Here is a 26,683-nt window from a genome sequence, read left to right as displayed (position 1 = left end):
AACTGCTCGGGATACTTCGAGGGACGAGGCACCGGAACATCCTTCCCCAGACCGCTGTCTGGTTTCGAGATGTCCGGTCCCGAGGGGGAACCTCACCGGTTTGTCGCCCTCTGCGGTTCATCGGATCGACCCTGTCCGTGGTTCGCCGTCCGGGTTGCATCACATGAACCCTGTCCATGTGCCGCCCGGTGTTCGCCACACGTGATCCACTGCACTGCCGTTGTTGGGGTTCCACCCTTGCCATAGCTCTCCTGGCTGCGGGGGATTGCTGCCGTTCCGCTCTCCGCCGGTTTGCCGCTGTGCATCCTTCGCGCGGTGCTGCTGCTGTCCTGCTCCCGCGGTGATGCTGTTGTCCTGCTCGGGCGGTGATTCAATCCTGATTCGCGGGTGTGCTGATATCAGGCATTCAGCCGGGACACCTTGCACGAAAACGCTGGCGGGTTCGCTTTGATGGACCAGCGTCGATGCAGCGGCCGAGATCGTGTGCCACCGAGGGTGGTGGCAGAGGAGTGCGGGGGTCGATCGCACACCTCTGCCGACCTTCCTTCTTCCCCCAGCTAACGGCCGGCGCACTTCCGCGCTCCAATGTGGCCTGCCGGGGCCAGAGGCGCGCGGTGCGAGGCGGATGACCCTCGCGTTGTGGCATTGACGCCCGCCTTGCGGTGATAAGGGCTGTGCGGCGGTGCAGGGTTATATAAGTGCTCTGCGTCGGGAGATCATGAACGGTTGCAGCGCCTTGGAAGCCATGAACGCTCGCGGCGCCCATGAACGCCTGCGGCGGTGAGGGCAGTGAACCTTTGCAGTACCGGGAGTCATGAACCTGTGCGGCGATGGGCAGTCATGCCCGCTTGCGGCGATGGGCAGTCATGCCCGCTTGCGGCGGCAGGCGGTTATGAACGCTTGCGGCGGCGGGCGGTTATGAACGCTTGCGGCGGCGTGCGGTCAGGGCTACGGCTGCCGCACCAGCGATGATCATGACGGCGCCCGCGATCAGCAGGGACACCACGCGGCGGCCGGTGATGGGTAGCGCGCCGCTACCCAGGGCCGTGTCAAAACCGGAGCCATCTTGGCCGAATGCTCCGCTCTGGCCGAGCGCGCCGCTGTGGTCGGGGGTGCCGCTCCGGTCCGCCGTGCCGCTCTGGCCTGGGATGCCGTTCTGGCCCACCGTGCTGCCCTGGCCCAGTGCGCCGTTCTGGTTCACCGCGCCGCCTTGGCCCGGGATGCCGTTCTGGCCGATCGAGTCGGCCTGGCCTGGGGCGCCGTTGTTGCCGTGAGTGCCTCCCCGGCCCGAGGTGTTGCCGTGACCGGGGTCACCGTTCTGCGGTGAGGTCTGCCCAGACCCCTTCGACCGGCCGGATACCTTGCCGCTCGGGGCTACCGCCGCAGCTTCGAGCATGCCGATCCTCAGGTCGGCGACCAGAGTGGACGTTTTGTCATGTGGCCGATCGGACCGGGCGTCCACATTGCGCGTCAGTGTCACCCGGATCGCGGTGGCCCGGGCCGCGATGGCGTTGTTCTTGTTCGCATGGCGGACCTCGCCGAGGGCGATCCGCAGGGTGGATCCCGGCTTGGTGTCGGGGGTGGGAGTGGTTTCAGGCCTGCTGATCATCGGAAGGCCGGAAACCTGTGGCAACGGAAGGTCCCCGATCGGGTCGAGACGCGAGGGCAGCGACTCCAGCACGCGCATTTCATCACTGAGCGTGATGTCAATGTGGTCACCGGCCGTACTCAATCGGCTCTTCTTGCCGTTCTTGCCGACGATCTCGACGACGGCGGGCTGGTAGTCGACACGGCTCTGACCCTTTGCGGTCATGCTGGCCCGCAGTTCCGGGGCTCGCAGCACCCGGAGTCGGACCTCGTTGTCGACCAGGCTGATCCGGCCGGCGGTGATGGTCGCGGAACCGGTCGACTGCGGGACGCCGCCGCGGAGGCGCAGGGCGGTTCCGCTGCGGCTGGTGATCTTCTCCGGTACTCGTACCAGTGCTGCGCTTCCGCCTCCGGCGATCGTCAGACGGCTGATCTCGGCCGCCGCCGAGGAGGTGTCGCCTGTCGCATTTCCGCAGGCCATGCCGTGTGCCCATACCGCGCGTGCGCGGAGGCTGCCGTCACCGACCTGCATCGGGCCGAACTTCTTGGATCCGGTACGCCGTGTGTCCGCCTTCGGGTGGACCGGCGGAGCCTTCTGCAGTGCCAGCTCGTTGCGGGACTTGGATCCGGGGACCCGTCCGTTCAGTATCCGGGCCGCGCCGGCCGAGTTCACCGGTCGGTCCGCGATCAACACGGTCCGGACCTCCCCGAGCCCCACGCCCCCGATGGTCGAATGCGCCGCGCCACCGTGACCGCTCCCTGCCTCGCGGGCGCCGCTCCCGCCGGCACCGGGGACACTGACACCGTTTCCGCCGGCGCGGGCGTGTTCCCGGGCTGATGGGGCGCCGGCTCCGGTCGTACCCGATGAGGTTGTCGGTCTGCCGGCCGGGCCAAGGTCGAGCCGGTCGATGTGCAGTAGTTCGGCGGCGGATTGAGCGGCGTAGTGCTCGGGCCGGTCGCACGTCTGTGGGGCGGCGAAGGTCGCCGCCGCGGAAGCGGGTGCCGGAAGGGTCAGCGTGCCCGCCAACCCGAGTGCTACGACACTGGCGGCCACCGAGCGGGCGGGAGTCATGGCTGGTCCTCTCGAGACGTAGGCGTCTACGGGACTGGCCAACGAGGGTCGATTAGTCCGGTTGCGCAGCATCTATGGGACAACCCGCGCGGGTAGTTCAAATCCGGCATTTGGTACGGCTTGCCAACCGTCGTAGGGTTGATCGCATGGGCATGCTGTGCGCGGTCAGTTTCAACCGGTACGGCCGCCTCTACTACCTCGATCCCGCCGGTTTCACCCCGGCTGTCGGTGACCGCGTGCTGGTGCCGACCGATGACGGTCCCGAGGTGGCGGAGTGCGTCTGGGCGCCGCAATGGGTCGACGAGGAGACCGCCGGGTTTCCCAAGGTCGTCGGGCTCGCCGACGACCAGGACCTGCGCCGGGACGAGACCGTGCGCAAACGCAAGGCCGAGGCCAAGGTCGCCGCGAAGAAACTGATCAAGGCCCACGACCTGCCGATGAAGGTCGTCACCGTCGATCACGTGCTGGATCAGCCGGGCAACGGCGGCGCGCGTACCACCATCTACTTCACGGCTCCGCACCGTGTCGACTTCCGGTCGCTGGTCCGCGACCTGGGCGCCACCCTGCACTGCCGGGTCGAGTTGCGCCAGCTCTCCGCCCGTGACTCGGCGCGGGTCCAGGGCGGGATCGGCTCGTGCGGCCGTGATCTCTGCTGTGCCACCTTCCTGACCGATTTCGAGCCGGTCACCATCCGTATGGCGAAAGATCAGGACCTGCCGCTCAACCCGTTGCGCATCTCCGGGGCGTGCGGCCGCCTGATGTGTTGCCTGAAGTATGAGCACCCGCTCTACCAGCAGTTCCAGGCTTCGGCACCGTCGATCGGCACCCGCGTGACGACTCCGGAGGGTGACGGGCGCGTGGTGGCGCACAGTGTTCCCAAGGACTCGGTCGTGGTCCGGCTGGACGCCGACGGCTCCCGCTGTTCGTGCAGCCGTGCGTCGGTGTGTGCTCCCCGCCAGGCGCACGACGCCCACTACAACGCGGACGACTCCACGGCGTGAGCCGTCCGGATCGGCCACGCGCTGATCGTCGGGTTCAGTCGACCGTGACGGGCGACTCGATGCGGTGCACGGTGAGCGGTGTTCGCGGTCGCATCCACGGCGCGTGCGGCTCGCCGTCCGGGTCGGCCTCCCAGTCCTTGCAGATCCGCTGGACTCCGAGCGGGTGGATCGTGAGGGTCCCGTCGGCGCTGATGTGCAGGCGCAGGAAACTCTTCGCATGTTCGATGCCCTGACCGGCGTAGAGCTCGTTCAGGTTGACGTCGAACCGGGCGGCGATCAGCAGGTAGAGCGCCAGGAGCTGGGTGGCGACGATCGCGATCAGGGGTCCGTAGGCGACCGCGGCCACCGCCAACGGTCCGGGCCACTGCCAGTTGCGGAACGGGAACTGCTCCCACACCCAGGTTCCGCCGACCGCCAGCCCGATCTGCGCCAGGCCGTGGGCCGCCCCGAGGACCCAGTGCCGTACATGTCCGTCCGGTTTGGCGAACAGCACGGTGCCCGCCATGATCAGCACCAGCATGAGCACCAGCGGGATGCTGAACAGCCGCTGGATGTTGCCGCCCTGGCTGGCCGCGCCCGCCATGGCCAGCATGGTCAGCGTGTGGATGACGCCGAGCATCGTGGCGAACCCGGCGTTGCGCCGCGGCACCCGGTAGAAGACGCCCCAGCCCATCCGCCACGACGACTTCGTGTCGGGGAAGGTCGCCCGCTGCTCGTAGCGTCGGCTGCGGCTGCTGCTGCGGGTCAGCGTCTCCTTCGGCGGCACCATCAGGTGGTCCGGCAGGTTCTGCGTGCCGAGCGTGTACGCCCCACCGCCACCGCAGGTGATCAACTCCCGGTCCTCGCCGGAGTAGCGCGCGTAGTGGTGCAGGTCCCCGGAGACGAGCACCCGCACCTGCGCCTGGGTGGGTGCCAGGATGGTCCGGATGAAGTAGTCGACCGCGTCGTACGCGTCCGGGTTCTGCCGGCCCTTGACCCACGTCGGTGACGGGGTCATCAGGATCACCCGGTCCTCCGGCCCGACGTGCTCGGCCGCCCGCTCGAAGTAGAGCAGCTGCGGATCGTCGATGTAGGCCCCGAACTGCTCGTCCACCGCGAACAGCCACCAGTTCGCGGGCAGCTTCACCGCGAAGTACGACCGCCGCTGCTCGGTCCGCCACCCGCCGATGTGGCCGTCCTTACGCCGGGCGAAGAGCCGCAGGAAGGCGGTCAGCCCGTCGTACCAGTCGTGGTTGCCGGGCAGCGCGAACAGCGTGGGCCGTGGCGCCCCGGCCGGTGCCTCGGGCAGCGCCGCACGATACGGCCCCTTCATCCGGTTCTCGTAGCCGTCCCCGCTGGCCAGCGGATACACCTGGTCGCCGCCCATCAGCAGCAGCCGTCCGCGGGGCAGCCGCTCACCGTCGACCTCGAGTTCCTCCTGTGCCAGCAGGTAGGCGATCGAGTAGGTGGCGTTGAACCCGTCCCCGAGGTCGGCCACGTAGTCCAGCCAGAGATCCCCGGTCGCGGTGGCCGAGTGATCGAAGACGTCACCGTCGAGCGAGTTCTGCAACTCCCGCTTGTCCAGGTAGGCCCCGAACAGGATGTGCAGCAGCGTCCGCAGACCGGTGCTGAGCAGCAGTAATGGGGCGAGCCAGCCGATCGGGCCTTTCCGGGTGAACCCGAGTTCCTGCGGATCGAGGCTCCGAGGCCGATTCCGTTCACTGTTCTCAGACTCGGCGAGACGGTGCCGGGGAACGATGGTCACCGAACGATCCTCCCCGGTGAGGCCGTGTCCGTCTATGCAGTACACTTTCTAATCGTTGCCGCCTTAGCTCAGTCGGCTAGAGCGACGCACTCGTAATGCGTAGGTCGACGGTTCGATTCCGTCAGGCGGCTCAGAAAGAACCCCCAGGTCAGCGACCTGGGGGTTCTACTTTTGAGCGCCTACGCCTCGAAGCGGGCGCGGCGCCGGCGTCCGATCACGAAGCCTGCGCCACCGAGGAGCAGAAGCGCGCCGCCGGCACCGGCCACGACCCCGGTGTTGGCGCCGGTCACGGGCAGTCCGCCGCCCTCGCCGCCGTCGCCCTCCTCGCCACCGGTGGCGGCGGGGCTGGCGGACGCCGTGGCGCTGGACGTGGCACTCGGCGTCGCGCTGGGCGTGGCACTCGGCGTGACGCTCGGTGAGGGCGAGGGCTGCGACGCGCAGTCAAGCGCACGTGCGGCGTACAGGCCCTTGTTCAGGTAGGCCAGCAGCGCATCGAAGGACTCGTCGTCGAGCGCCTTGTTCGCCGCCGCCTTCACGTTGGTGCCGGCGTTGGTCATCGTCCAGCCCACCGAGATCCGCAGATCATGCGTCCAGGTCGACAGCACGCCCTTCTTGAGGAAGGCCCGCAGGTCTTCCTCCGTGCCGCGCAGGTTCTTATCGATCTCTCCGGGCAGAACGGGCAACGAATCGGCCTGGGCCGCGTCCAGGATCCGGTAGGCCAGGATCCGCAGCTGCGCCTCGTTGGCGGTGTCCAGATCGATGGTGATCAGCTCACGGATGTCGGTGAAGATCTTGGGCTCGACCGTCTTGCAGGCCTCGTTGAGCACCGGTGTTTCGGTCTCCGCGGCCGCCGGCGCCGCCGGAATCAGAAGAGCCAGCGCCAGCAGGGCGCCGGCTGAGATCTTCTTGAGCATGTAGGTTCTCTCCCCGTTGAAGGCCAAAGCCGACAGATATTACAGTCAATGGTTCGACAGGCAGGCGGCGGCCCCGGCAGGCCGGGCCGGCGCGCTCAGACAGGCGATGCTCTGCCCATCCGGGACAAGAAATCCGGCTCCGGGGTACGAAAGATGCCGCCCGGTGGCTACCGGACGGTGGGCTCTCGTAGTGCCGGGGTGAGAGCGAGTGACAGCACCAGCAGCATGGCGACCGCGAGCAGACCGCGGGAGACCGTGAAGTGGTCGCCGAGGAAACCGATCAGTGGTGGCCCGCCGAGGAACGCGCAGTATCCGATCGAGGCGACCACGCCGACCCGGGCGGGGGCTTGCGCGGGCTCGTCGGCGGCGGCGCTCATGCCGACCGGGAAACCGAGTGAGGCGCCGAGTCCCCAGAGCAGCGCGCCGGCGAAGGCGACCGCCGGGTGCGGGCCGAAGACGAAGACGAGCAGGCCGGCCAGCCCGGTGACGGCGAGGAGCCGGAGCACCGGCACCCGGCCGAACCGGTCCAGCAGGTTCGGCCCGAACCAGCGGCCGACCGTCATCGCGGCCAGGAACAGCGCGAAGCCGAGGGTGCCGGTGGAGGCGTCGGTGCCGTGGTCGTCGATGAGCGCGATGTTGATCCAGTCGATGCCGGCGCCCTCGGTCAGCGCGAACGCCAGCACGAACAGGCCGATCAGCAGGGTCCGGGGTTCGCGCCAGGCGGCCAGGGCGCCACCCGACTTCCCGGCCTCGTCCTCGGCGCTGCTCTCGTCGGTGATGAAACCCCGCACCGCGATGACCACCGCGATCACGACCAGGACGCAGGCGATCACCACATGCTCGGTGACCGGGAGCCCGGCCTTGACCGCGCCGGCGCCGGCCAGGGCGCCGGCGACCGTGCCGACGCTGTAGCCGGCGTGGAAACGGGACATGATCGACCGGCCGAGACGGCGTTCCACCACGGCGGCCTGCACGTTCATGGCGACGTCCCAGGCGCCGGTGGAGAAGCCGTAGACGTAGAGCGCGATGACGACCGGGACCACGCCGTACTGGTAGCCGATCGCGGCGCCGGCCAGTGCCGTGCCGAGAAGGACCGCCATGGTGCCGACCATGGCGCGGGAGCCGAACCGGTGGGTGAGGTGCCCGGCGAGCGGCAGCGAGGTGATCGACCCGGCCGCGATGGCGAGCAGCACGAGACCGATCCCGGAGGGGCTGAGCCCGAGATGGTCGCGGATCTGCGGGATACGGGCGGCGAAGCTGGCCATCGCGACGCCGAGGAAGATGAAGGTGATGTAGACCGATCGGGTGGTGGCCCGCAGGTCGGCTGTCTCGACCGTACTCAAGCGATGACTCCGTGTCGCTGTGGGAGCGTTTGCTCCGCTCACGGTATCGAGATTCCGTCTATGCGCCAGGAGTCGTAACGGGCGTCTCATCACCGGGCGGCCGGGCCGACTGCCCGGTGACGAGAGTCAGAGGGAACGGCGCTGCCAGGGCGCCCACTGGATCGGCGCGGCGAAACCACCGCGCCGGGCGTCCCGGGCCCCGGCCGCGGACAGCGGCCCCTCCCGGCCGGACTTGACGCCCGTGCCGATCAGCCTGGTCTCGAACCAGGACCCGCTCAATCCACGGCGTACGCGTTCCCACAGCCCGCCCTCGACGAGCGCGTCGGTGTGGGTGCGCAGCCGGTCGGCCAGGATCGCCGGGTCCTCGGCGCAGGTTTCGCAGGCGCATGCCGGCAGTGACTCCATCCACCATCGGCCGAGCCGGATCGCCAGCCCCGGCTCGATGAAGTGGACCGCCAGGGGGGCGGCGGTCGGCATGCGGGGGATGAGCCGGACCGTCCGCACGAGCGCGTCGTCGAGCCCGAGCGGTTCCTTGCTCTCCCGGCGCTCCACGAGGTAGCGCTCGGAGAGTTCGTCCAGCAGGGTTTCGGCCGCCTCGTGCAGAGTGGCGAAGCGGTCGGTGTCGGTGGCACCCGGTTTGCCGTCCACCACTGCAGTATGCCGCGCTCGGCCCGCGGCGCCGGGGTCCACCGGAGGAAGGTGAGTCATCAGAAACCGAAGGTTCCCGCCTTGACTCCTGCCACGAACGAGTCCCACTGCTCCTCCGGGAAGCTGAGCGGGATGGTGCCGGGGTTCTTCGAGTCGCGAACCAGGAACCGGTCCGCCAACCGGGCCACCTCGACACAGGCGCCGTGTGAACATCGACCGCTTCGGCGCCAACGGGGCTCTTCCGTCGGTTTGATCATTTCTGTGCACCTCCGTGACGGTTCGGGATCCACGTTAGGCGAGGGACCCGTTACCGGCCGGACGGTCACATGAGTGAAAATGAAAAATGACGCATTCCTCACCGAATGGGAGTTATGCGTCGTCTATTTATTGCTATTAATCTGTTTTGTGAATTTTTTGGACCGGCCCGCTCTGAATTCTCCCCACAATCAGAGCGGGCGCGACCGAACGACTTCAGAAGCGGAACTCGCCCGCGGCCACACCCTCCACGAAGGCGTCCCACTCAGCCTGCGTGAAGCTCAGAGCAGGAGCCTCAGGGTTCTTCGAGTCGCGGACCAGGTACTGGTCGTCCACCTTCGCGACCTCGACACACGTCGACGTTCCGCAGCGGCTGCTCTTCCGCCATGCGGGCACGTTGTTCTCTTCCATCGGGGACCTCTCGGAAACGTTTATCGGTTATCTATTTATTTCCTGGCGACGCGGTTCCGGTGTTTCCGCGCTCCAGTTCCTTTATCTGCCGTTCGATGAATTGGATCGTGTCTTCCTCACCTGCGGCCTCGCGCCAGACCCGGTCGTAACGAGCGCGATGTTTCGCGATCGTCTCCCGGTCCTCGATCATCTCGTCATTGAGACCCGTTTCCCGGTACAGCACCTCGCCCTGGCCCAGTTGAAGCAGGTCGAAGCTGGCATTGTTGGTCAGTGACGCGTCGAGCGAGAACGGCACCATCCGGATGCGGACGTAGCCGTTCTCAGCGTTGTGCTTCAGGTGGCGGAGCTGCTCCGCGAAGACCTCCGGGCCGCCGATGGTGCGGCGGAGCACCGACTCGTCCACCATCAGCAGGAACGTCACGGGCCGGGTCTCCAAGACCTCGCGACGTTTGTTCCTCGCCTCGATGCGCCTCGTGCGCTGATCCGCGGAGAGCTCGTCCTCGAACCGGGACATCAGCGCTTCCGCGTAGGCGGGCGTCTGGAGGTGACCCGGGATGTAATAAATCGAGTACGAGCGAATCTCCGAAGCTTCGCTCTCGTACTCGATCAGTTTACGCATGCCGTCGGTGAGGGTGTCGCGGAATTCGGCGGCCTGATACCACGCCTGCTGGCGAGTCCGGGCGATACGCGCGGCAGCGACCAGATCGGCGACGACCGTCTTGTCCTTGACGCCGAGAAAGGCCAACAGCGGTCGCAGATCGTTCTGGGAGATGCTGACATCGCCGTTCTCGATCCGGATGACCTTGCTGTGTGACCACTCCATCGCTTCGGCGACCTGATTTTGGGTGAGCCCGGCTCGCTCGCGCGCCAGACGGAGCGCGAGACGCACGCGCCGGCGTGCGATCGTCGGCGAGTCACCCTCGGTCATGAGTCCTTCATCGTCGAAGTTATGGTGACGCTCGGTGATCATTGGAATCCGTTAAGCCACCTCGCTGCCTGCCAGGTGGCAACCAGCGAGGTCGCGGACATCCTATTACTGTCCTATCAGAACGACGGGTGCAAGGTGCGGTTTTGATCAATTCGCAATCTCACCCGAGAGGTCCTCACGAAATCGCAGGTCAGGCGGCTGCCAGGCCGTAACCCCAGGAGGTACGGCGCCGGTCCTCCATGGCCCGGCGCAGAGCCCGGCTCACCTGGTTGAAGACCCGCGGGTCGGCGGACGAATAGAGCACCACGGCGACTCCGTGGTACTGCGCGTGCAGCTCCCAGCGGCCTGGCTCGCGCCACAGCGCGGCTACTCCGGGTATCGCCAGGGCCAGGAAGACGAGGACGTAGACCGCCGGATCCGGGAGCAGGATCCAGCCGGCGGCCGCCGCGGCGATGGCGACCACGGCGAAGACGGGGGCGTAGGGGCGGACCCGGGCCGGTGCCTGGACCAGGCCGACGTTGCGAAGATCCGGAATGGTGAAGACCTGCGGCGTGGCGGTGGGGTGCCAGACGAACCGATTGTCGGACACCAGAGCGTCCGGCCCGCGATAGTAGATCCGTGTGCGCATGGCGAACTCCTCTTCACGAATTCTTGCGAGAGGGGAAGGGGTGGAGTCACCATGGGCGCGAGAGACCCGTTCCCGCCTCGCTCGAGTCGTTACGAACGCCGCCGCTGAGGAAGCCGCCGCTGAGGAGTGAGCCTCAGAGGCAGACAACGGCACCCGTTTGCCGCCGGGTGCCGTTGCTTGTCTCTCCCCTTCAACTTCGCCCTTGTTGCCCTACAAGAAGTGAAGCACGCCACCCTGCACTCCGCCATCACTCAATCTGCCATGTTGCAGATTGCGTACAAGCTGTGCGACGTCGGTGCCGGTCGTCCATCGGCGGTCACCTACGTGTTTGCCCCCGGAAGCGACCGGGTAGGCCAAGCTCGGATGCCATTACAAGCCTGCGTTTGCGCAGGTAGGAAGGGCGTAACCGAATGGAGAGCCGATTGAGCGTCGCCGGACAGGCGGTGCAGCCGATTCTGGTGATGTTCCCACTGGGCCTGTTCGCTATGGCCGTTATGTTCGACCTGGCGGATTTGTTGGGGGGTCCTAGCATCCTCGGTGCCCTCGCGTACTGGAACGTCGTCGCCGGTCTGGTCGGCGGGGCTCTGGCCGCCGTGGCCGGTGCCGCCGACGTGATGTTCGCCCGCCGCTCGCAGGATCGCCGGCTCGGTGCGCTGCGCAGTCTGATCAACGTGGGTGTGCTGGTGGCCTTCGCGGTCATCGCGATGCTGCGGGTGCAGGCCGCCGACCGCGTCGTCGGCGGTGGGCTGTTCACCGTCGAGCTGTTCGCCCTGGCGCTGGCCGGGTTCGGCGCCTGGTTCGGTGGTGAGATCGCCAACGGCCGGCCCCCGGCGTTCGCGCGCGCGGCGGTCGGGAACCGGAACTACTGACGCATCCGCCGCAGGGCGGACCCGGCGTTCCCGGGCGGGCCGATGATCACGGCTCGCCCGGCCGGGAAAGCGGCAAAGCCGTTTCGGTTCTTTCGGTCTGACCATTCGGCCAGCGTCGCCCCTCCGCAAGGTCGAAAGTGCGCGCCGCATCTGGAAAGTGACGGCGGGGTGCGGGAAGGATTCCCTCTGCGTAACGACGGGACGGAACCGTCCGTTCGCTGAGGGAAGGAAGTCCATGCGCAAGTCTCTCGTCCGCCGCGGTGCCGCGGCGGCTCTGGCCGTTCTCACCGGGCTCACCACCGCGGCGCTGGCCGCCGCGCCGGCACAGGCCGCTCCGGCGCTCGCCGGTGTCACGCTGTCCACCGGCACGGTCGTGCTCGACGGTGACGCGGGCTGCGCCAACCGGGTGAAGGTGACCTACAAGGTCTACGACCCGACGGCCGAGGAGAACTACGCCGACGTCTCCGCGGACGTCATCGGGGCGGACGGCGACCTGGTCGACTTCCTGTACCCGTCCCAGACCTCGCGCAGCGGTGACTACGTCTACCTGACCGACTGGATCTTCATCTGCGGTGGCCTCGACGGGGCCGGCCGGTACACCATCCGGACCGAGCTGGAGTGGTACGACGACGACTTCAACAGCCACGTGGTCGAGCGGGTCACCACGTTCTACGTCAAGCGGCCGACGTCGCTCACCTACAACGCGACGCCGGAGCCGGTGAAGCGGAACAGCGCGCTCACCCACGGCGGCGTCCTCAAGGCCGACCCGGTCGGCTACGGAGCGAAGTACGGACTCAAGGGTGCCGTGGTGAAGTTCTACTTCAAGGCCGACGGCGCCAGGACGTACGTGTACAAGGGGCAGGCCACCACCGGGACCGGTGGCAGGTACAGCAGGAACATCAAGGCCACCCACTCCGGCCTGTGGAAGGTCGTCTACGACGGCAACTCGTTCCGGCAGCCGCAGACGGCGTACGACGCGGTCAAGGTCAGGTAAGCGGCGACCGGGTCCGGGAGGCGGCGGTGGCGTTCCACTCGTCGTCCGCCGCCTTCTTCAGGGCCATGCCGTGTTCGCCGTCGTAGCGGAGGAACTTCGGCAGAGCCGCCGCCAGGGCCACGCTGCCGATCACGCACAGGACACCGCCCACCCAGATGGAGCCGGCCACACCCAGACCGGTACGGGCCATCGCGCCGGCCCGGAGCTGACCGAGCAGCGGGCCGGTGGTGTACGACAGCATCTCGATGCCGGCCAGGCGCCCCCGCAGATGGTCGGGGATGGTCTGATTCCAGATGATCATGCGGAACAGTCCGGAGACCATGTCGGCCGCGCCCGCGAAGGCCAGACAGAACAGGGTCAGCCACAGGGTGTCCGACAGGCCCACGCCGACGATGCCGACACCCCACAGGGCCGCGGCGATCAGGACCATCAGGCCGTGCCGGTGCACCCGGGCGGTCCAGCCCGAGCCGATCGTGGCCAGCAGGGAGCCGACCGCGGGGGCGGCGTAGAGCAGGCCCAGCACCTTCGGGCCGCCGAGATCGTCGGCCAGGAACGGGTACAGCGCCGACGGCATGCCGAAGAACATCGCGTTGATGTCGACCAGGTAGGTGCCGAGCAGTTCGGGACGGGACTTCGCGTACCGCAGGCCGGTGACCACGCTCTTCAGGGACGGTCGGTCGGCGGCCACCGGTGGCGGGACCGCCTTCACCAGGGCCAGGCAGATCAGCGAGACGGCGAAGGTCAGCAGGTCGAACGCGTACACCCAGGCCAGGTCGAAGGTGGCGAGCAGGATGCCGGCCAGCGGCATGCCGGCGAGCTGGGCGAACTGCATGCTGAGCGACTGGAGCGACATGGTGGCCGGCAGTTCCTCCGGCTTCACCAGCCGGGGGACCATCGCCTGGAGGGCCGGCCGTTGCAGACCGGCCACCGCGGCGGTGAGGAACGCGGCCACGTAGAGCAGCCACAGATTCGGCTCGTCGGAGAGCGAGTTGATCAGCAGGATTCCGCAGATCACCGCGAGCGCGGCCTCACTGCCCAGGACCAGCAGCCGCCGGTCGATGTAGTCGGCCAGCGCCCCGCCGACGAACGACATGAAGATCAGCGGCAGCAACTCGCAGACGCCGATCAGGCCGACCATCAGCGGGTCGTCGGTCAGCTTCGCCACCTGGTACGGGATGGTGACGTAGCTGATGAACGACCCGAACGCGGTGACGAGGCCGGCGATGAAGACGAGCCGGAAGTCCCGGGAGGTACGCAACGGGGACAGATCCAGGCTCAGGCGGCGCTTCGTGGTCACGAAGGGCCATCCTGCCCCAGGGCGCGGCGAGCCGCACCGCGATTTAGGCCACCCTCACTTCATGACGAGGACACCGGTCTCGCGGAAGGTCGCCAGGTCGGCCAGCGCCTCGTCGATGACGAACGACTTCTGGCCGGGCAGCGCGTCCAACGGGAAGAAGCCGGCGTCCACACTCTCGTCGGTCTGCCGCAGCAGCTCCCCGTCCCAGGAGTGCACCACGAACGTCATGAGCACCTGCTGGTACGTGTGCCCGTACTCGTTCGTGTACGTGTACGCCGTGTAGAACGCGTACGGCGTGAGGGACGTGGCCCGCAGGCCGGTCTCCTCCCACAGCTCCCGGACGGCGCACTGCTCCATGGTCTCGCCCAACTCCATGGCGCCGGCCGGAATCGCCCAGCGATGGTTGTCGGACCGCTGGATCAACAGCAACCGGCCCTGCTCGTCGAGCACCACGGTGCGCGCACCGACGAAGAAGATCGTGTCGGTGTCGCCGATACTCGCGCGCACCTTGCCCAGGTAGGACTCCGCCCATGTCAGCGCCATCGGGACACCCCGCATGCAACTCCCATGGGAGAAGATTAGTCACGCTGACTTCTTGGTGGCCTTCCGTGGAGTGCTGGCTTTCTTCGCCGGCGTGCTCTTCCGGGGCGCCCTGGACGCCTTTTTCGCGGGTGGGGGCGCGTCGGCCGTACCTTCCGGGGATTTTTCGCCGCGGGCCTGCTTCGCGCGTTCGACGGAGGCCTTGAGCGCCGCCATCAGGTCGATGGCCGCCGCCGGCGCCTCCTCGGCCTCGTCCGGCTGGACCACCTCGCGGCCCTCGATCTTGGCGTCGATGACCTCCTGCAACGCGGCCCGGTAGTTGTCGGTGAACTCGTCGGGCTTGAAGCTGCCGGCCATCGAGTCGATCAGGGAACTGGCCATCGCGAGTTCGGCCGGGCGGGTCTCGATGTCGTCGTCGAGGAAACCGAAATCGGGGGTACGGACCTCGTCGGGCCACATCATGGTGTTGAGGACCAGCACGTCGTCGCGGACCCGCAGGGTGGCCAGCTGCTCGCGCTGCCGGATCGCGATCTTGACGATGGCCACCCGCTCGGCGTCCCGCAGCGCGTCGCGCAGGAGCACGTAGGGCTTCGCGGCCTGGCCCTCGGGTTCCAGATAGTAGGCCTTCGCGAAGAGGATCGGGTCGATCTGCTCGGCCGGGACGAATTCGAGCACGTCAATGGCGCGCGACGTGCTCAGTGGGAGGTCGGCGAAGTCCTCATCGGTCAAGATCACCATTTCGCCGCCGCCGACGTCGTAGCCCTTGGCGATGTCGTCATAGGTGACCACCTCGCCGTCCACCGAGCAGGTGCGCTGGTATTTGATCCGGCCCCCGTCGGTGCGATGCACCTGATGGAAGCGGATGTCCTTTTCCTCGGTCGCCGAATAGAGCTTGACGGCGATCGACACCAGACCGAATGAGACAGCGCCCTTCCAGATCGCTCGCATGTCCTCAGAATGGCATCACTGGGACGCCTGCGTAAGGTGATTGCTTTTGCCTATGGTGATCGGGTGTCCGGATCACCGCTCACCCCGATGCTCGCGACCGCGGGCGGGTTGCCGGTGGGCCCGGACTGGAGCTACGAGTTCAAGTGGGACGGCGTCCGCGTCCTGGCGCTCTGCAGTGGCGGATCGCCGGCCCTCTACGCCCGGTCCGGCGCCCTGGTCACCGCCGCCTACCCGGAGATCGCCGACCTGCACCTGCCGGAGGGCACGCTCCTCGACGGCGAGATGGTGGTCTTCGACGCGGCCGGACGGCCCTCGTTCACCGCCCTCGCCGAGCGGATGCACGTCCGCGACAAGACGAAGGCCGCGCGGCTGGCGGCCACGCTTCCGGTCAGCTACCTGATCTTCGACCTGCTCTATCTCGACGGCATGGACTACACCGGGCTGCCCTATCTGGCCCGGCGCGAACGCCTGGAGGAACTCGACCTGGCCGGGCCGCACTGGATGGTGCCGCCGTCCTTCGGTGACGGGGCGGCCACCGAGGCCGCCGCCCGGGAGAACCGGCTCGAAGGCGTGATGGCCAAACGATCCGACTCGGTCTACCTGCCCGGACTCCGCTCGGCGGACTGGGTGAAGGTCAAGTTCGACCGGACCGGCGACTACGTCATCGGCGGCTGGCGGCCCGGCGCGCGCAAGCTCGGCGGCCTCCTGATCGGTGTGCCGACCCCGGCGGGCCTGGCCTTCCGGGGCCGGGTCGGCGGCGGCATCGGCGCGGCGGCCGAGCGCGACCTCCTCTCGCGGCTGGCGCCGCTCGCCACCTCGGATTCACCGTTTGCTGCCGGCGCGGTGCCGCGCGAGGATTCCCGAGGGGCACATTGGGTACGCCCGGAGCTGGTGGCCGAGATCCGCTACGGCAACCAGACGCCCGACCGCCGTCTGCGCTTCCCCCGCTTCCTGCGGCTGCGTGAGGACAAGAAGCCATCGGAGTGTGTCGACGATGCCCCGTGACCGGTTCCTGGTCGAGATCGAGGGCCGCGAGGTGGAACTCTCCAACCTGGACAAGGTCATGTATCCGGCGGCCGGGTTCACCAAGGCCGAGGTGATCGACTACTACACGCGGATCGCCCCGGTCATGCTGCCGCATCTGCGGGGCCGGGCGGCCACCCGGATCCGCTATCCGAACGGCGTCGACGAGGCGCATTTCTTCGAGAAGAACAAGCCGGGGGGTACGCCGTCCTGGGTCCGCCTCGAGACCTTGCCGGTGCCCGGTTCCACGAAGAGCCGGGAGACCATCGACTTCGTGGTCGTCGACGAACTGGCCACGCTGGTCTGGCTGGCCAATCTGGCGGCGATCGAGCTGCATACCCCGCAGTGGCGGATCGGCGCGGACCCCGACCTGCTGGTCGTCGACCTGGACCCGGGTGCTCCGGCGGCACTGAAGGAGTGCTGCGCCGTGGCGGTGCTGATGCGGGACCGGCTGGCCGCCGACGGCATCTCCGCCTATCCGAAGACGTCCGGCAAGAAGGGCATGCAGTTGTGCTGCCCGATCTCCGGCACCCAGTCCTCGGAGATCGTCAGCGCCTATGCGAAGAAGGTCGCCGAGGAGCTGGCCGCGATGGTCCCGGGCTCGATCACCGCCAGGATGGCTCGCCAGCTGCGGCCCGGGAAGGTGTTCATCGACTGGAGCCAGAACGCCGCGGCCAAGACCACGGTCACGCCCTACTCCCTGCGGGCCGGGGTGAAGCCGACCGCCTCCACCCCGCTGACCTGGGATGAGGTGATCTCGATGGCGACCGGGGAGGCCGAGTCCTGGCAGTGCGGCGCGGCCGAGACGCTGGCCCGGGCGGAGGAACACGGCGACCTGCTCGCCGGGGTGCTCGAACCGGGGCCGCCGGTGCCGGCCTGATTGCCTTCAGCCACAGCCTCTGTGTATAACTGTTCTAGAACTCAGTTCTAGAACAGTGGAGGTGTGTCATGACCGAGATCGCGCTGCCGCGACCGGCCGCCAGTGTCATGAGCGACCCCGGCGCAGTGGGCCGGTTCGGTGAATACGGCGGGCGCTATGTGCCCGAGTCGCTGATCCCCGCCTGTGCCGCGCTGGAGGAGGCGTTCCGCGACGCCTGGGCCGACCCGCGGTTCCGCCGTGACCTCGACCGGCTGCTCGCCGTGCACGCCGGCCGGCCCACCGCACTCACCCCGGCCTGGCGGCTCTCCGCCGAGCTGGGCGTGAACGTGCTCCTCAAGCGTGAGGACCTGGCACACACCGGCTCCCACAAAATCAACAACGTGCTGGGGCAGGCACTGCTCGCCCGGCGGATGGGCAAGACCCGGCTGCTCGCCGAGACCGGCGCCGGCCAGCACGGCGTCGCCACCGCCACCGCCGGGGCGCTGCTCGGCCTCGACGTGACCGTCTTCATGGGCGAGGTCGACATCGAGCGGCAGGCCCTCAACGTGTTCCGGATGAAGATGCTCGGCGCCGAGGTCATCCCGGTCACCAGTGGCACCCGCACCCTCAAGGACTCCACGAGCGAGGCACTCCGGCAGTGGGTGACCTGTGTGGACGAAGCCCACTACTGCCTCGGCTCAGTGATGGGACCCCACCCGTACCCGTGGATGGTCCGGGAATTGCAGCGGGTGGTCGGTGACGAGGCCCGGCAGCAGTGCGCGGCCGAGATCAGCACCGGGACGCCCGACTACGTGGTCGCCTGCGTCGGCGGCGGCTCCAACGCGGCCGGCACGTTCGCCGGGTTCGTCGACACCCCGGCCCGGCTCGTCGGAGTCGAGGCCGAAGGCGGCGCGGCAGCCGCATTCGGGCAGGTCGGCGTGCTGCACGGATTCTCGTCCTACCTGCTGCAGGACGAGAACGGGCAGGTCTCCGAGGCTCACTCGATCGCGGCCGGCCTCGACTACCCGGGCATCGGGCCGGAGCACGCCCACCTCAAGGACAGCGGGCGGGCGCGGTACGTCACGGTTCGCGACGAGGAGGTCGTCCCGGCCGTGCACCGGCTCGCCCGTACCGAGGGAATTCTTCCCGCCCTGGAATCCGCCCACGCCATCGCCTGGGTGATCCGCGCCGCCGAGTCCGGTGAACTGCCGCCCTGGTCGACCGTGCTGGTGACGCTCTCCGGGCGCGGCGACAAGGACATGGCGACCCTGATGGCGGCGTCATGACTCTGCAACTGCGCCGGGACCGGCCCCTGCTGGCGCCCTACGTGACCGGTGGCATCCGACCCGACTGGACCGACTACCTGCACGAATACGCCCGCAACGGGGCGGACGCCATCGAGATCGGGCTGCCGTTCTCCGACCCGATCCTGGACGGGCCGACCATTCAGGAGGCGTCCGACGCGGCCCTGCGCCGGGGGGTCACGGTCCGCGGCCTGCTCGACGAGATCGCCGCCGTCGACGTCGGTGTTCCGCTGATCGCGATGACCTACTACAACCTCGTCGTGCACCGCGGCGCCGCCGAATTCTGCCGTGACCTGGCGGCCGCCGGGATCCGCGGACTGATCGTGCCGGACCTGCCGGTCGACGAGTCGGACCCGCTCGCATCCGCCGCTGTCGCCGCCGGGATCGAGCTGATCCTGCTGGCGGCACCGACCACACCGGCCGACCGGCTCGCCGCGATCGCCCGGGCCTCCCGCGGTTTCGTCTACGCGGTCTCCACCATGGGCACCACCGGCTCCACGTTCGCCGCGTCGGGCTGCCGACTCGCGGCCGACCTGCGGCAGCTCACCGACCAACCGGTCCTGCTCGCGTTCGGCATCGCCACCCATCTCGACGCGGTGACCGCCGCACGGTCCGCGGACGGTGTGGTGATCGGGGCCGCGCTGATGCGGCGCGTCCTCGACGGCGGCACACCCGCGGAACTCGGCGCGGTGCTGGCCGGGTTCCGTAAGGCCCTGGACGAGGATGGGCCAGACTGTGTTCCGTGAAAATCCCCGCCTACCGGCGCATCGCCACCGACCTCGCCGACAAGATCCGGGCGGGGGAGTACCGGCCGGGTGACGCGCTGCCGGCCCAGCGGGAACTGAGCGCCAGCTACGGGGTCACGCTGATGACCCTGCGCCAGGCACTGCAGGAGTTGCGCGACGAAGGTCTGATCGTCCAGCAGGCCGGGCGGGGGACCTTCGTCGCGCCGGTGCAGGCCGCCTACCGGGTGGACACGCTGCGCAGCTTCGTCGAGGACCTGCGCGAACAGGGCCACCGGGTCACCACCGAGGTGGTGTCCGTCGCGCTGGACGAGGACCTTCGTCTGGAACGGGTCCGCCTGCTCGGCGATCGGCCGGTGATCCACCAGACCTCACGGATCCCGGCACCGTGGGCCGCCGCGGTGGCCGGCGAGGATTTCCGGCGGGTCTCGCTCTACGCGGCACTGGCTGATGCCGGGGCGACGATCGTGCGGGCCTCGGAGCGGATCGTGCCGGGGCTGCTCATCGAACCGGTCGCCGGCCGTCTGCGCCGCCCCGCCGGGGAGGCGGTGTTCGTCAGCGAGCGCACCACCTACGCGATGGACGAGCAGGTGGTGGTCGTCGACCGGGCGATCATCCTCGGCGATCTGATGGAGATCCGCGCCGAGCGCGCCGCCACCCGGCTGTCCTTGCAATGGAGATCGACGTAGATGATCAACGGCGAGAGGGTGCTGGGCGCAGCCGGCAACGCCCGGATCACCATGGCCCGCACCTGGTACCGCTGACGTGGCCCTTCCGTGCCGGCCGCCCGTCGACGGCCGGCACGGAGGATGTCAGTCGACCTGGGGCAGCGGCGGACCGAGGACGTCGTCGGCGTCGATGATCTTGTAGGCGTATCCCTGCTCGGCCAGGAAACGCTGGCGGTGCGCCGCGTACTCGGTGTCGATCGTGTCGCGGGAGACCACCGTGTAGAAGTGCGCCTGCCGCCCGTCGCCCTTCGGCCGCAGCACCCGGCCCAGGCGCTGCGCCTCCTCCTGCCGCGACCCGAACGTGCCGGACACCTGGATCGCCACCGCCGCCTCCGGCAGGTCGATCGAGAAGTTGCCGACCTTCGACAGCACCAGCGTCCGGACCGAACCGTCCCGGAACGCGTCGAACAGCCGCTCCCGCTCCTTGTTGGTCGTCGAGCCCTGCACGATCGGGGCGTCCAGAAACTCGCCCAACTCGTGCAACTGATCCAGGAAGCCGCCGATCACCAGCACCTGCTCGCCGGGATGACGGTTGACCAGGGCCTTCACCACAGGCAATTTGGTACGCGCGGTCGCCGCCACCCGATAGCGCTCCTCGGCCTCGGTCACCGCATACGACATGCGTTCCGCATCGGTCAGGGTGACCCGGACCTCGACACACTCGGCCGGTGCGATCCAGCCCTGCGACTCGATGTCCTTCCACGGGGCGTCGTAGCGTTTCGGCCCGATCAGGGAGAACACGTCACCCTCCCGGCCGTCCTCGCGGACCAGGGTGGCGGTGAGGCCGAGCCGGCGGCGGGCCTGGAGGTCGGCGGTGAACCGGAAGATCGGCGCCGGCAGCAGGTGCACCTCGTCGTAGATGACGAGTCCCCAGTCGCGGGCACCGAACAGGTCCAGATGCGTGAACGCCCCGCCACGCCGTGAGGTCAGCACCTGGTACGTCGCGATGGTGACCGGCCGGATCTCCTTGCGCTCGCCGCTGTACTCCCCGATCTCCTCCTCGGTCAGCGTGGTCCGCGCCAGCAGCTCCCGTTTCCACTGCCGGCCCGCGACCGTATTGGTGACCAGGATCAGCGTGGTCGCCTTGGCGGTCGCCATCGCCGCCGCACCGACCAGCGTCTTGCCCGCCCCGCACGGGAGCACGACGACCCCGGAACCACCCGCCCAGAAACCGTCGACGGCCTCCTGCTGGTACGACCGGAGCGTCCACCCGTCCTCGGCGAGGGCGATGTCGTGCGACTCGCCGTCGACGTACCCGGCCAGGTCCTCGGCCGGCCACCCGAGCTTGAGCAGCGCCTGCTTGAGGCGGCCCCGCTCCGAGCCGTGCACCGCGATCGTCTCGTCGTCGATGCGGGAGCCGAGCATGCCGGCCAGCTTCTTGGATTTCGCCACCTCGATCAGCACGATCTTGTCGAGGCCACGCAGGACCAGCCCGTGCACCGGATCGTTCAGCAGTTGCAGCCGCCCGTAGCGGTCCATCGTCTCGGCGACGTCGACCAGCAGCGCATGCGGCACCGGATACCGCGAGAATTTGATCAGCGCGTCGACCACGCTCTCCGCATCGTGGCCGGCGGCCCGTGAGTTCCACAGGCCGAGGGGGGTCAGCCGGTAGGTGTGCACGTGCTCCGGCGACCGCTCCAGCTCCGCGAACGGGGCGATCGCCATCCGGCACGCCTGGGCGTCCGGATGATCCACCTCCAGAAGCAGGGTCTTGTCCGACTGCACGATCAGTGGTCCAGCGCTCACCGAACACCCTCCGAAGGCCGAAAAAGACGACCCTCAAGTGTGCCACGAAATTTGTTTACAACCTTTCGCCTCTCTCGCGCGTCGGTACATACGGCCGGGTCGTGTGCTGTGAATCGGGGGCGCGCGACCCGGCAATACCTTCCTACCGCCCGGCGGCGAGCGCCCCGAGCTCCTCCAGCCCGTCGAAGGCGGCCCGCACCGCTGCGGAATCAGCGTCCCGAGCCAGGAGTGCCTCGGCGATCGGCTCCGCCTCGCGCTTGTCGACCCCGCGATGAACGAGAAGCCGGACCGTCGTATCCCGGACGCCGTCCCCGAACGGGTTGAGGGTGACAGGCACTGGTGTGGCCCCGGCTGGTATGTCGATGCCGAACAGTCTGCCGAATGCTGCGGGATCGCCGAGGGCGAGATGCCTGCCGACGATGTCCAAGGGATCGGATGCAGATGGGTCGGATGCAGATGTGATCGTGCGGCCCTCCGGGATCCGTACTGGCGACTAGCTGAACTAGAGCCTAGATGCTCCATGCAGCTAGTCGCAAGTAACCGGATCAGGGACTACTCCTCGGTGACCGCCGCGGTGATGCGGTGCAGGGCGAAGGTGTGCAGGCTCTCGCCCCGTTCGTCCTCGGCGCGGAGGTAGCCGGCGGAGAGGGAGACCGGGCGGACCAGGCGGGACAGGGTGGCGCCGTGGGAGTCGACGTAGCCGACCCAGACGCGGGCCTTGTCCCGGACCGCCTGCTGGAGCACCGCCATGGCCTGGGTGTGCTGCTGGACCGCGGTGAGGCCGGGAATCGCCTGGCCGTGGGCGGCGCGGACGGTGACCGGGGCGCGCCGGGCGGCCCGGGTGGCGATGTCGCCGCGGCGCAGTTGCTCGACCACGCCGGCCAGCCGGGGGCCGGTGAGGACCGGGCCGGAGGGCTCGGCCAACCGCGGCGTACGCGACGGTGCCCGCCGGGCCTTCGGCCTGCTGAGCACGGTGGTTCCGCCGGCGTCCTCGGCGACCGGGGCGTACCCGTTCTCGCGCAGCGCGCCGAGGAGCCGGGCCGTCGGGCGCGGGCTGACCAGCACGGTCGGTGCGATTCGCCGCAGGTCGAGGGTGCCGAGGCGCCGGTCGGCGACGACCTCGGCGAGCAGCGCCTCGTCGTCGCTGCGCAGGTAGGACCCGGCCGAACCGCTGCGCAGGCCGCCGTGCCGCCGGGCGGCGTCGTCGATCAGGTAGGTGAGGGTCTGCGGCACCGGGGTCCGGGACCGGCGACGGAACAGCGCATGCAGGTCGGCGGCCTGGTAGCCGACGTCGAGGGCGCGGCGCACGCTGGCCGGGGTGACCCGGAAGACGCTGGCGGCGCCGGCCGACTCGGGATCGGCGAGCACGTCGAGTTCGGTGGCGAGGTCCGGTTCGGGTGGTCCGGGCACGATCACGGTCAGGTCGGCCTGGACCAGGATGTGGTCGACCGGCGCGGGCAGCAGATGGTCGAGGGCGCGCACCGCGTCGGTGTGGGCGTCCTCCGGATGCACGCCCAGCGGGTCACCGTCGTCGGGGCCGGTGTCGGTCAGGAGCAGCCTCGCGTACGACGTGAGTGCCCCCAGCCCGGTGATCCCGAGCATGGCCGCCCCGGCGTAGGCGTCGCGGTGTGCCGGCTCCCGGCCGCGGGCCCGCCGTGGCGCCTGCCAGGCGAGCAGCTCCAGCAGATCGTCGGTGGTGGGCGCGGCGCCGGGGCCGAGCTCGGCGAGGGCGGTCAGGGCCTCCCGCCGGGCCTGTGGTGCGCCGGCCCGTTCGGCGTCGGGGGCGAGGGCGTTGATCGGACGGTCGCGTTCGTCGCGGCGGCCGACGAGTCCCGGCTGCCGGGTCATGGCGAGCCAGGACCGGGCGAGGGTGGCCCACCGGTGTGCGATGCCGGTGGCGCGCCACAGGTCGTACGCCCCGGTGGGGAGGAAGTTGTCCTGGTTCTGCCCGTTCTCCGACTCGCCGAGCAGACCGGCCGCATAGGTGATCTCGACGAGCAGGGCGGCGCCGGCCTCGTCGACGCCGGCGGCTTTGGCGACGCGTTTGAGGTCGCGGACGCCGAGCCCACCGGCGCGCAGCACCGGCGCCGGTTCGGTTGCCAGCGATTCGAGGACCGCCTCGGCGGCGCGGACCGCCTCCATGGTCTGCCCGGCACCGGCCGAGTCGGCGGCCTGCGGGTTGCGGGCCGGACCGCCGGGAACGGGCGCGGCCGGGCGCAGCACACCGAGCGGGCCGGTCTCGCGGCGCAGCAGCATGCCGATCTCGCGGGGCAGCTCGACGAGTTCACCGTCGGGGCGCGGCATCCGGCCGGCCTCCGAGACGGGGACCAGCACGTGCTGGTCGACGAGCCAGCGGACGGGCTCGGCGACGGCGTCACGGGTGAGGGCCCCGATCGGCGGCCCGGCGGCGAGCCGGTCGAGGACCGCCCGGGCCCCGGGCGGCGCGGCGAGCACCGTGCGGCGCAGCTTGGCGCGGTCGGCGCAGAGGGCGGCGGCCTGCGGGTCGAGGAAGTCGGCGGGACGGCCGAGGCCGGCGGGGTACGGCGAGGTGACCTCGTCGACCGCGCCGACGACCTGGAGGCCGTCCTCCGGCCCGTGCAGCAGGAAACGCGTGCGGAGTCGCTCGATGGCGAGCCGAACGTCGTCCGCGGGAACGTCGCCGGCCAGCTCGATGATCGCCTCGACCGAGGTCAGGGCGGTGTCGGCGGACCGGGTGAGCCGGGCCGCGTCGAGGACGGTGAGGGTGAACTCGTCGAGGCCGTCCAGACAGCGGGCGACCGAGTTGCGGGACTGTGCGCGTACGGCGAGGGCCGAGATGTCAGCCGGTACCGGAACGACGAGATCAGGGCGCAGTTGTATGAGCGCGCCCAGAGCCTCGTCGGGCAGCGACCGGAGTTGATCGGCGAATGTGGTGGCCATCGTCTTCAACGCTAACGTTCATGGGACGATGGTGGTGGGTCCGGGAGTGGCCGGACCGCTATCTGAGGAGGACCGAAAGTGGCGAAGTCCAAGCTGCCGGGAACGAAGGTGTCGACGGGTGAGCACTCCGCCGGGCCGCGTGGCGTGGACATGAAGGGCAGGATGCACGTGTCCGAGCTGATCTCCGACCGCGCCGCCGCCCCGTCCCCCTTCGGTGACGACCAGACGTTCCCTCTTCCGGTGGAGAGCCTGACCTACCGGGCCACCCACGGCCAGGGTGACTGACGTACCGGCGGTCGGGTTCGACCTGGACATGACCCTGATCGACTCCCGGCCGGGTATCCGGGAGGCGTATCGGCAGCTCACCGCCCGGACCGGCGTCTTCGTCGACGCCGACCTGGCGGTGTCCCGGCTCGGCCCGCCGTTGCGGACCGAGCTGCGGCACTGGTTCCCGGAGGACCAGGTGGAGGCGGCGGTCGCCACCTATCGCGCGCTCTACGTGGAGTATGCGATCACCCCCAGCCTGCCCCTGCCGGGCGCCGTCGAGGCTCTGGACGCGGTCCGGGCGGCCGGTCTGCGGGTCGTGGTGGTGACCTCCAAACTCGGCCGGCTGGCCGGTCTGCACCTGGATCACCTGGGCATGCGGGCCGACGAACTGGCCGGTGACCTGTTCGCCGAGGGCAAGGCGACCGCGCTGGTCGAACACGGGGTGCGGTGGTATGTCGGTGATCACACCGCGGACATGGTGGCGGCCCGCACCGCGGGGGTGCCGGGTGTCGGCGTGGCGACCGGCCCGTGTTCGGAGTCCGCGTTGCGGACGGCGGGCGCTTCGTACGTCTTGCCCGATCTGACCGTGTTCCCGACGTTACTCAGTGAGATTGCAGTTGGGTCGGGGCCGTCCGCTGGATAGCCTTGGCGTGAGCGGTTGTGTCCATTGAGTGAAGTTGAGGTCAGCGGTGCCCACGGGTCGAGTGAAGTGGTACGACGCTACGAAGGGGTTCGGTTTCGTCACCAGTGATGAGGGCGGAGACGTGTTCCTTCCCAAGGGTGCGCTGCCGGCGGGGGTCACGGAGCTGAAAACCGGCCAGCGGATCGAGTTCGGCGTCGTCGACAGCCGAAAGGGCGCGCAGGCCATGGGTGTGAAGCTCCTGGACGCCCCGCCGTCCCTGGCCGAGTTGCGCCGCCGCCCGGCGGACGAACTGGCCAGCATGATCGAAGACATGATCAAGGTTCTGGAGAGCTCGGTGCAGCCGTCCCTGCAGCGGGGGCGTTACCCGGACAAGAAGACCTCGCTGAAGATCGCGCAGCTGGTGCACGCGGTCGCCCGCGAGTTCGAGGTCTAGTCACACGGACGGTCCGGTCACAGCAACGACGGCACCGCAGGCGTGAGACCCGCCGCCGCCGCGCGCCCGAGCAGGGCGTCGGCGGCGGCGAGTCCGTCTTTGCCCAGGTCCATGGTGAACTCGTTGACGTACAGCTCGATGTGCTGTTTCACCACGTCCGGTTCCATCTCCTGCGCGTTGGCGAGGATGAAGTCCCGGCCGGCGGACGGGTCGCGCCAGGCGTGCCGCAGCGACTCGCGGATCCACCCGGTGGCCTCGGCCGGGTCGACCGCGCCGCGCCGGGCGAGGATGGCGCCCAGCGGGATCGGCAGGCCGGTGTCGGCCTCCCACCACTCGCCGAGGTCGACCAGGGCGGTCAGGCCGTATCTCTGGTATGTGAACCGCGCCTCGTGGATGACCAGGCCGGCATCGAAGCGGCCCTCGGCGACGCCGGGCATGATCTGGTGGAACGGGACGACCTCGATGCGGGCCGGGCGCTGGTCCGCGGCCCACAGACGGAACAGCAGGTACGCCGTGGTGCGGTCGCCGGGGACGGCCACCGTCGCCCCGTTGAGGTCGGTGCGCCCGCCGGTCAGCACCAGAGGGCCGCAGCCCCGGCCGAGCGCACCCCCGCAGGGCAGCAGCTCGTAGTCGCGCAGCAGCCACGGCAGCGCCGCATAACTGACTTTGACCAGGTCGAACGCGCCGTCGAGGGCGGCGGTGTTGGTGACGTCGACGTCGGCGAAAGTCAGGTCGACCGGCGGGGCACCGGCGACGAGGCCGTGCACGAGCGCATGGAATACGAAGGTGTCGTTGGGACACGGCGAGACCGCGAGAGAGAGCGCCACGCTTTCACGCTA

27 protein-coding genes and 1 tRNA gene are annotated in these 26,683 nt (G+C 69.2%); 12 read left to right on the top strand and 16 right to left on the bottom strand.

All coding sequences use genetic code 11. From position 1 onward, the window contains the following. Positions 1-916: 916 nt before the first annotated feature. A complete protein-coding gene (locus BC793_RS45290; protein WP_146246753.1) occupies positions 917-2,119 on the bottom strand; it encodes a collagen-like domain-containing protein in 1,203 nt (400 codons plus the stop codon). A 686-nt stretch (positions 2,120-2,805) separates the two neighbouring features. On the opposite strand from BC793_RS45290, the gene BC793_RS45285 reads away from it, so the two are divergent. Then, on the top strand, positions 2,806-3,660 hold the full coding sequence (locus BC793_RS45285) for a PSP1 domain-containing protein (RefSeq protein ID WP_109602825.1): 855 nt from the start codon (positions 2,806-2,808) through the stop codon (positions 3,658-3,660). Between the two features lie 34 nt (positions 3,661-3,694). On the opposite strand, the gene BC793_RS45280 is transcribed toward BC793_RS45285, so the two are convergent. Continuing rightward, the gene (locus BC793_RS45280; RefSeq protein WP_109602824.1) at positions 3,695-5,404 is read right to left on the bottom strand and encodes a metallophosphoesterase; all 1,710 of its coding nucleotides are present in this window, start codon (positions 5,402-5,404) and stop codon (positions 3,695-3,697) included. A gap of 57 nt (positions 5,405-5,461) precedes the next feature. Here BC793_RS45280 and BC793_RS45275 point away from each other — a divergent pair. Beyond that, positions 5,462-5,535: transfer RNA gene (locus tag BC793_RS45275), tRNA-Thr, on the top strand. Positions 5,536-5,583: 48 nt separating this feature from the next. On the opposite strand, the gene BC793_RS45270 is transcribed toward BC793_RS45275, so the two are convergent. The 7 genes from BC793_RS45270 to BC793_RS45240 all read right to left on the bottom strand — a co-directional run bounded on the left by BC793_RS45270 (position 5,584) and on the right by BC793_RS45240 (position 10,531). Beyond that, complete coding sequence (locus tag BC793_RS45270) at positions 5,584-6,318, bottom strand: LPXTG cell wall anchor domain-containing protein (RefSeq protein ID WP_109602836.1); 735 nt, start codon at positions 6,316-6,318, stop codon at positions 5,584-5,586. Between the two features lie 167 nt (positions 6,319-6,485). Further along, positions 6,486-7,661: an MFS transporter gene (locus BC793_RS45265; RefSeq protein WP_239170701.1), complete on the bottom strand. Its 1,176-nt coding sequence runs from the start codon at positions 7,659-7,661 to the stop codon at positions 6,486-6,488. A 126-nt stretch (positions 7,662-7,787) separates the two neighbouring features. Beyond that, positions 7,788-8,309, bottom strand: coding sequence for a DUF6226 family protein (locus BC793_RS45260; RefSeq protein WP_109602835.1), 522 nt, complete (start codon positions 8,307-8,309; stop codon positions 7,788-7,790). A gap of 59 nt (positions 8,310-8,368) precedes the next feature. Then, positions 8,369-8,566 carry a DUF397 domain-containing protein gene (locus tag BC793_RS52610; RefSeq protein WP_109602822.1) on the bottom strand — a complete coding sequence of 66 codons (198 nt, stop codon included), beginning with the start codon at positions 8,564-8,566 and terminating at the stop codon, positions 8,369-8,371. A 214-nt stretch (positions 8,567-8,780) separates the two neighbouring features. Further along, positions 8,781-8,975 carry a DUF397 domain-containing protein gene (locus BC793_RS45250; protein ID WP_109602821.1) on the bottom strand — a complete coding sequence of 65 codons (195 nt, stop codon included), beginning with the start codon at positions 8,973-8,975 and terminating at the stop codon, positions 8,781-8,783. A gap of 31 nt (positions 8,976-9,006) precedes the next feature. Then, positions 9,007-9,945: a helix-turn-helix domain-containing protein gene (locus BC793_RS45245; protein WP_239170699.1), complete on the bottom strand. Its 939-nt coding sequence runs from the start codon at positions 9,943-9,945 to the stop codon at positions 9,007-9,009. A 148-nt stretch (positions 9,946-10,093) separates the two neighbouring features. Further along, positions 10,094-10,531, bottom strand: coding sequence for a DUF6232 family protein (locus BC793_RS45240; RefSeq protein ID WP_109602820.1), 438 nt, complete (start codon positions 10,529-10,531; stop codon positions 10,094-10,096). 410 nt (positions 10,532-10,941) lie between these two features. Between BC793_RS45240 and BC793_RS45235 the strand changes: the two genes are divergently transcribed. Both BC793_RS45235 and BC793_RS45230 read left to right on the top strand, forming a co-directional pair. After that, the gene (locus tag BC793_RS45235; RefSeq protein WP_109602819.1) at positions 10,942-11,400 is read left to right on the top strand and encodes a DUF2231 domain-containing protein; all 459 of its coding nucleotides are present in this window, start codon (positions 10,942-10,944) and stop codon (positions 11,398-11,400) included. Between the two features lie 235 nt (positions 11,401-11,635). Next, complete coding sequence (locus BC793_RS45230; protein ID WP_109602818.1) at positions 11,636-12,394, top strand: hypothetical protein; 759 nt, start codon at positions 11,636-11,638, stop codon at positions 12,392-12,394. On the opposite strand, the gene BC793_RS45225 is transcribed toward BC793_RS45230, so the two are convergent. Genes BC793_RS45225 through ku form a run of 3 tightly spaced genes read right to left on the bottom strand, consistent with a single transcriptional unit; the run spans position 12,387 to position 15,179 of the window. Further along, on the bottom strand, positions 12,387-13,691 hold the full coding sequence (locus BC793_RS45225) for an MFS transporter (protein WP_239170698.1): 1,305 nt from the start codon (positions 13,689-13,691) through the stop codon (positions 12,387-12,389). The genes BC793_RS45230 and BC793_RS45225 overlap by 8 nt on opposite strands. 54 nt (positions 13,692-13,745) lie before the next feature. After that, on the bottom strand, positions 13,746-14,234 hold the full coding sequence (locus BC793_RS45220) for an NUDIX domain-containing protein (RefSeq protein WP_109602832.1): 489 nt from the start codon (positions 14,232-14,234) through the stop codon (positions 13,746-13,748). Between the two features lie 39 nt (positions 14,235-14,273). Then, a complete protein-coding gene (ku, locus tag BC793_RS45215; protein ID WP_109602817.1) occupies positions 14,274-15,179 on the bottom strand; it encodes a non-homologous end joining protein Ku in 906 nt (301 codons plus the stop codon). Between the two features lie 63 nt (positions 15,180-15,242). Between ku and ligD (BC793_RS45210) the strand changes: the two genes are divergently transcribed. From ligD (BC793_RS45210) to BC793_RS45190, 5 genes are all read left to right on the top strand, one after another. Further along, positions 15,243-16,184 carry a non-homologous end-joining DNA ligase gene (gene ligD, locus BC793_RS45210; RefSeq protein ID WP_170167358.1) on the top strand — a complete coding sequence of 314 codons (942 nt, stop codon included), beginning with the start codon at positions 15,243-15,245 and terminating at the stop codon, positions 16,182-16,184. Beyond that, positions 16,174-17,082 carry a non-homologous end-joining DNA ligase gene (gene ligD, locus BC793_RS45205; protein WP_109602815.1) on the top strand — a complete coding sequence of 303 codons (909 nt, stop codon included), beginning with the start codon at positions 16,174-16,176 and terminating at the stop codon, positions 17,080-17,082. The genes ligD (BC793_RS45210) and ligD (BC793_RS45205) overlap by 11 nt, the downstream gene beginning before the upstream one ends. A gap of 68 nt (positions 17,083-17,150) precedes the next feature. After that, complete coding sequence (gene trpB, locus BC793_RS45200) at positions 17,151-18,347, top strand: tryptophan synthase subunit beta (RefSeq protein ID WP_109602814.1); 1,197 nt, start codon at positions 17,151-17,153, stop codon at positions 18,345-18,347. Next, entirely contained in the window at positions 18,344-19,111 is a 768-nt protein-coding gene (gene trpA / locus BC793_RS45195; protein WP_109602813.1) for a tryptophan synthase subunit alpha, read from the top strand. The genes trpB and trpA overlap by 4 nt, the downstream gene beginning before the upstream one ends. Beyond that, positions 19,108-19,797, top strand: coding sequence for a GntR family transcriptional regulator (locus BC793_RS45190; RefSeq protein WP_239170697.1), 690 nt, complete (start codon positions 19,108-19,110; stop codon positions 19,795-19,797). The genes trpA and BC793_RS45190 overlap by 4 nt, the downstream gene beginning before the upstream one ends. 123 nt (positions 19,798-19,920) lie before the next feature. Here BC793_RS45190 and BC793_RS45185 read toward each other — a convergent pair whose 3' ends face one another. The 3 genes from BC793_RS45185 to BC793_RS45175 all read right to left on the bottom strand — a co-directional run bounded on the left by BC793_RS45185 (position 19,921) and on the right by BC793_RS45175 (position 24,501). Then, positions 19,921-21,582 carry a DNA repair helicase XPB gene (locus BC793_RS45185; RefSeq protein WP_109602812.1) on the bottom strand — a complete coding sequence of 554 codons (1,662 nt, stop codon included), beginning with the start codon at positions 21,580-21,582 and terminating at the stop codon, positions 19,921-19,923. A 142-nt stretch (positions 21,583-21,724) separates the two neighbouring features. Further along, positions 21,725-22,009, bottom strand: a complete 285-nt coding sequence (locus tag BC793_RS45180) for a hypothetical protein (RefSeq protein ID WP_146246752.1) — start codon at positions 22,007-22,009, stop codon at positions 21,725-21,727. A gap of 125 nt (positions 22,010-22,134) precedes the next feature. After that, the gene (locus BC793_RS45175; protein WP_109602810.1) at positions 22,135-24,501 is read right to left on the bottom strand and encodes a helicase-associated domain-containing protein; all 2,367 of its coding nucleotides are present in this window, start codon (positions 24,499-24,501) and stop codon (positions 22,135-22,137) included. 78 nt (positions 24,502-24,579) lie between these two features. Between BC793_RS45175 and BC793_RS45170 the strand changes: the two genes are divergently transcribed. The 3 genes from BC793_RS45170 to BC793_RS45160 are packed head-to-tail and all read left to right on the top strand — an operon-like array spanning position 24,580 to position 25,844. Beyond that, positions 24,580-24,786, top strand: a complete 207-nt coding sequence (locus tag BC793_RS45170) for a hypothetical protein (RefSeq protein ID WP_109602809.1) — start codon at positions 24,580-24,582, stop codon at positions 24,784-24,786. Beyond that, positions 24,779-25,411, top strand: coding sequence for an HAD family hydrolase (locus BC793_RS45165; RefSeq protein ID WP_275416313.1), 633 nt, complete (start codon positions 24,779-24,781; stop codon positions 25,409-25,411). The genes BC793_RS45170 and BC793_RS45165 overlap by 8 nt, the downstream gene beginning before the upstream one ends. 46 nt (positions 25,412-25,457) lie before the next feature. Next, a complete protein-coding gene (locus BC793_RS45160; RefSeq protein WP_109602808.1) occupies positions 25,458-25,844 on the top strand; it encodes a cold-shock protein in 387 nt (128 codons plus the stop codon). Between the two features lie 17 nt (positions 25,845-25,861). On the opposite strand, the gene BC793_RS45155 is transcribed toward BC793_RS45160, so the two are convergent. Then, positions 25,862-26,671: a 1,4-dihydroxy-6-naphtoate synthase gene (locus BC793_RS45155; RefSeq protein ID WP_109602807.1), complete on the bottom strand. Its 810-nt coding sequence runs from the start codon at positions 26,669-26,671 to the stop codon at positions 25,862-25,864. Positions 26,672-26,683 lie beyond the last annotated feature (12 nt).

This window comes from Actinoplanes xinjiangensis, assembly GCF_003148685.1.
GTDB classification, from domain to species: Bacteria; Actinomycetota; Actinomycetes; order Mycobacteriales; family Micromonosporaceae; genus Actinoplanes; species Actinoplanes xinjiangensis.
This window is presented reverse-complemented; position numbering and strand designations above follow the sequence as displayed.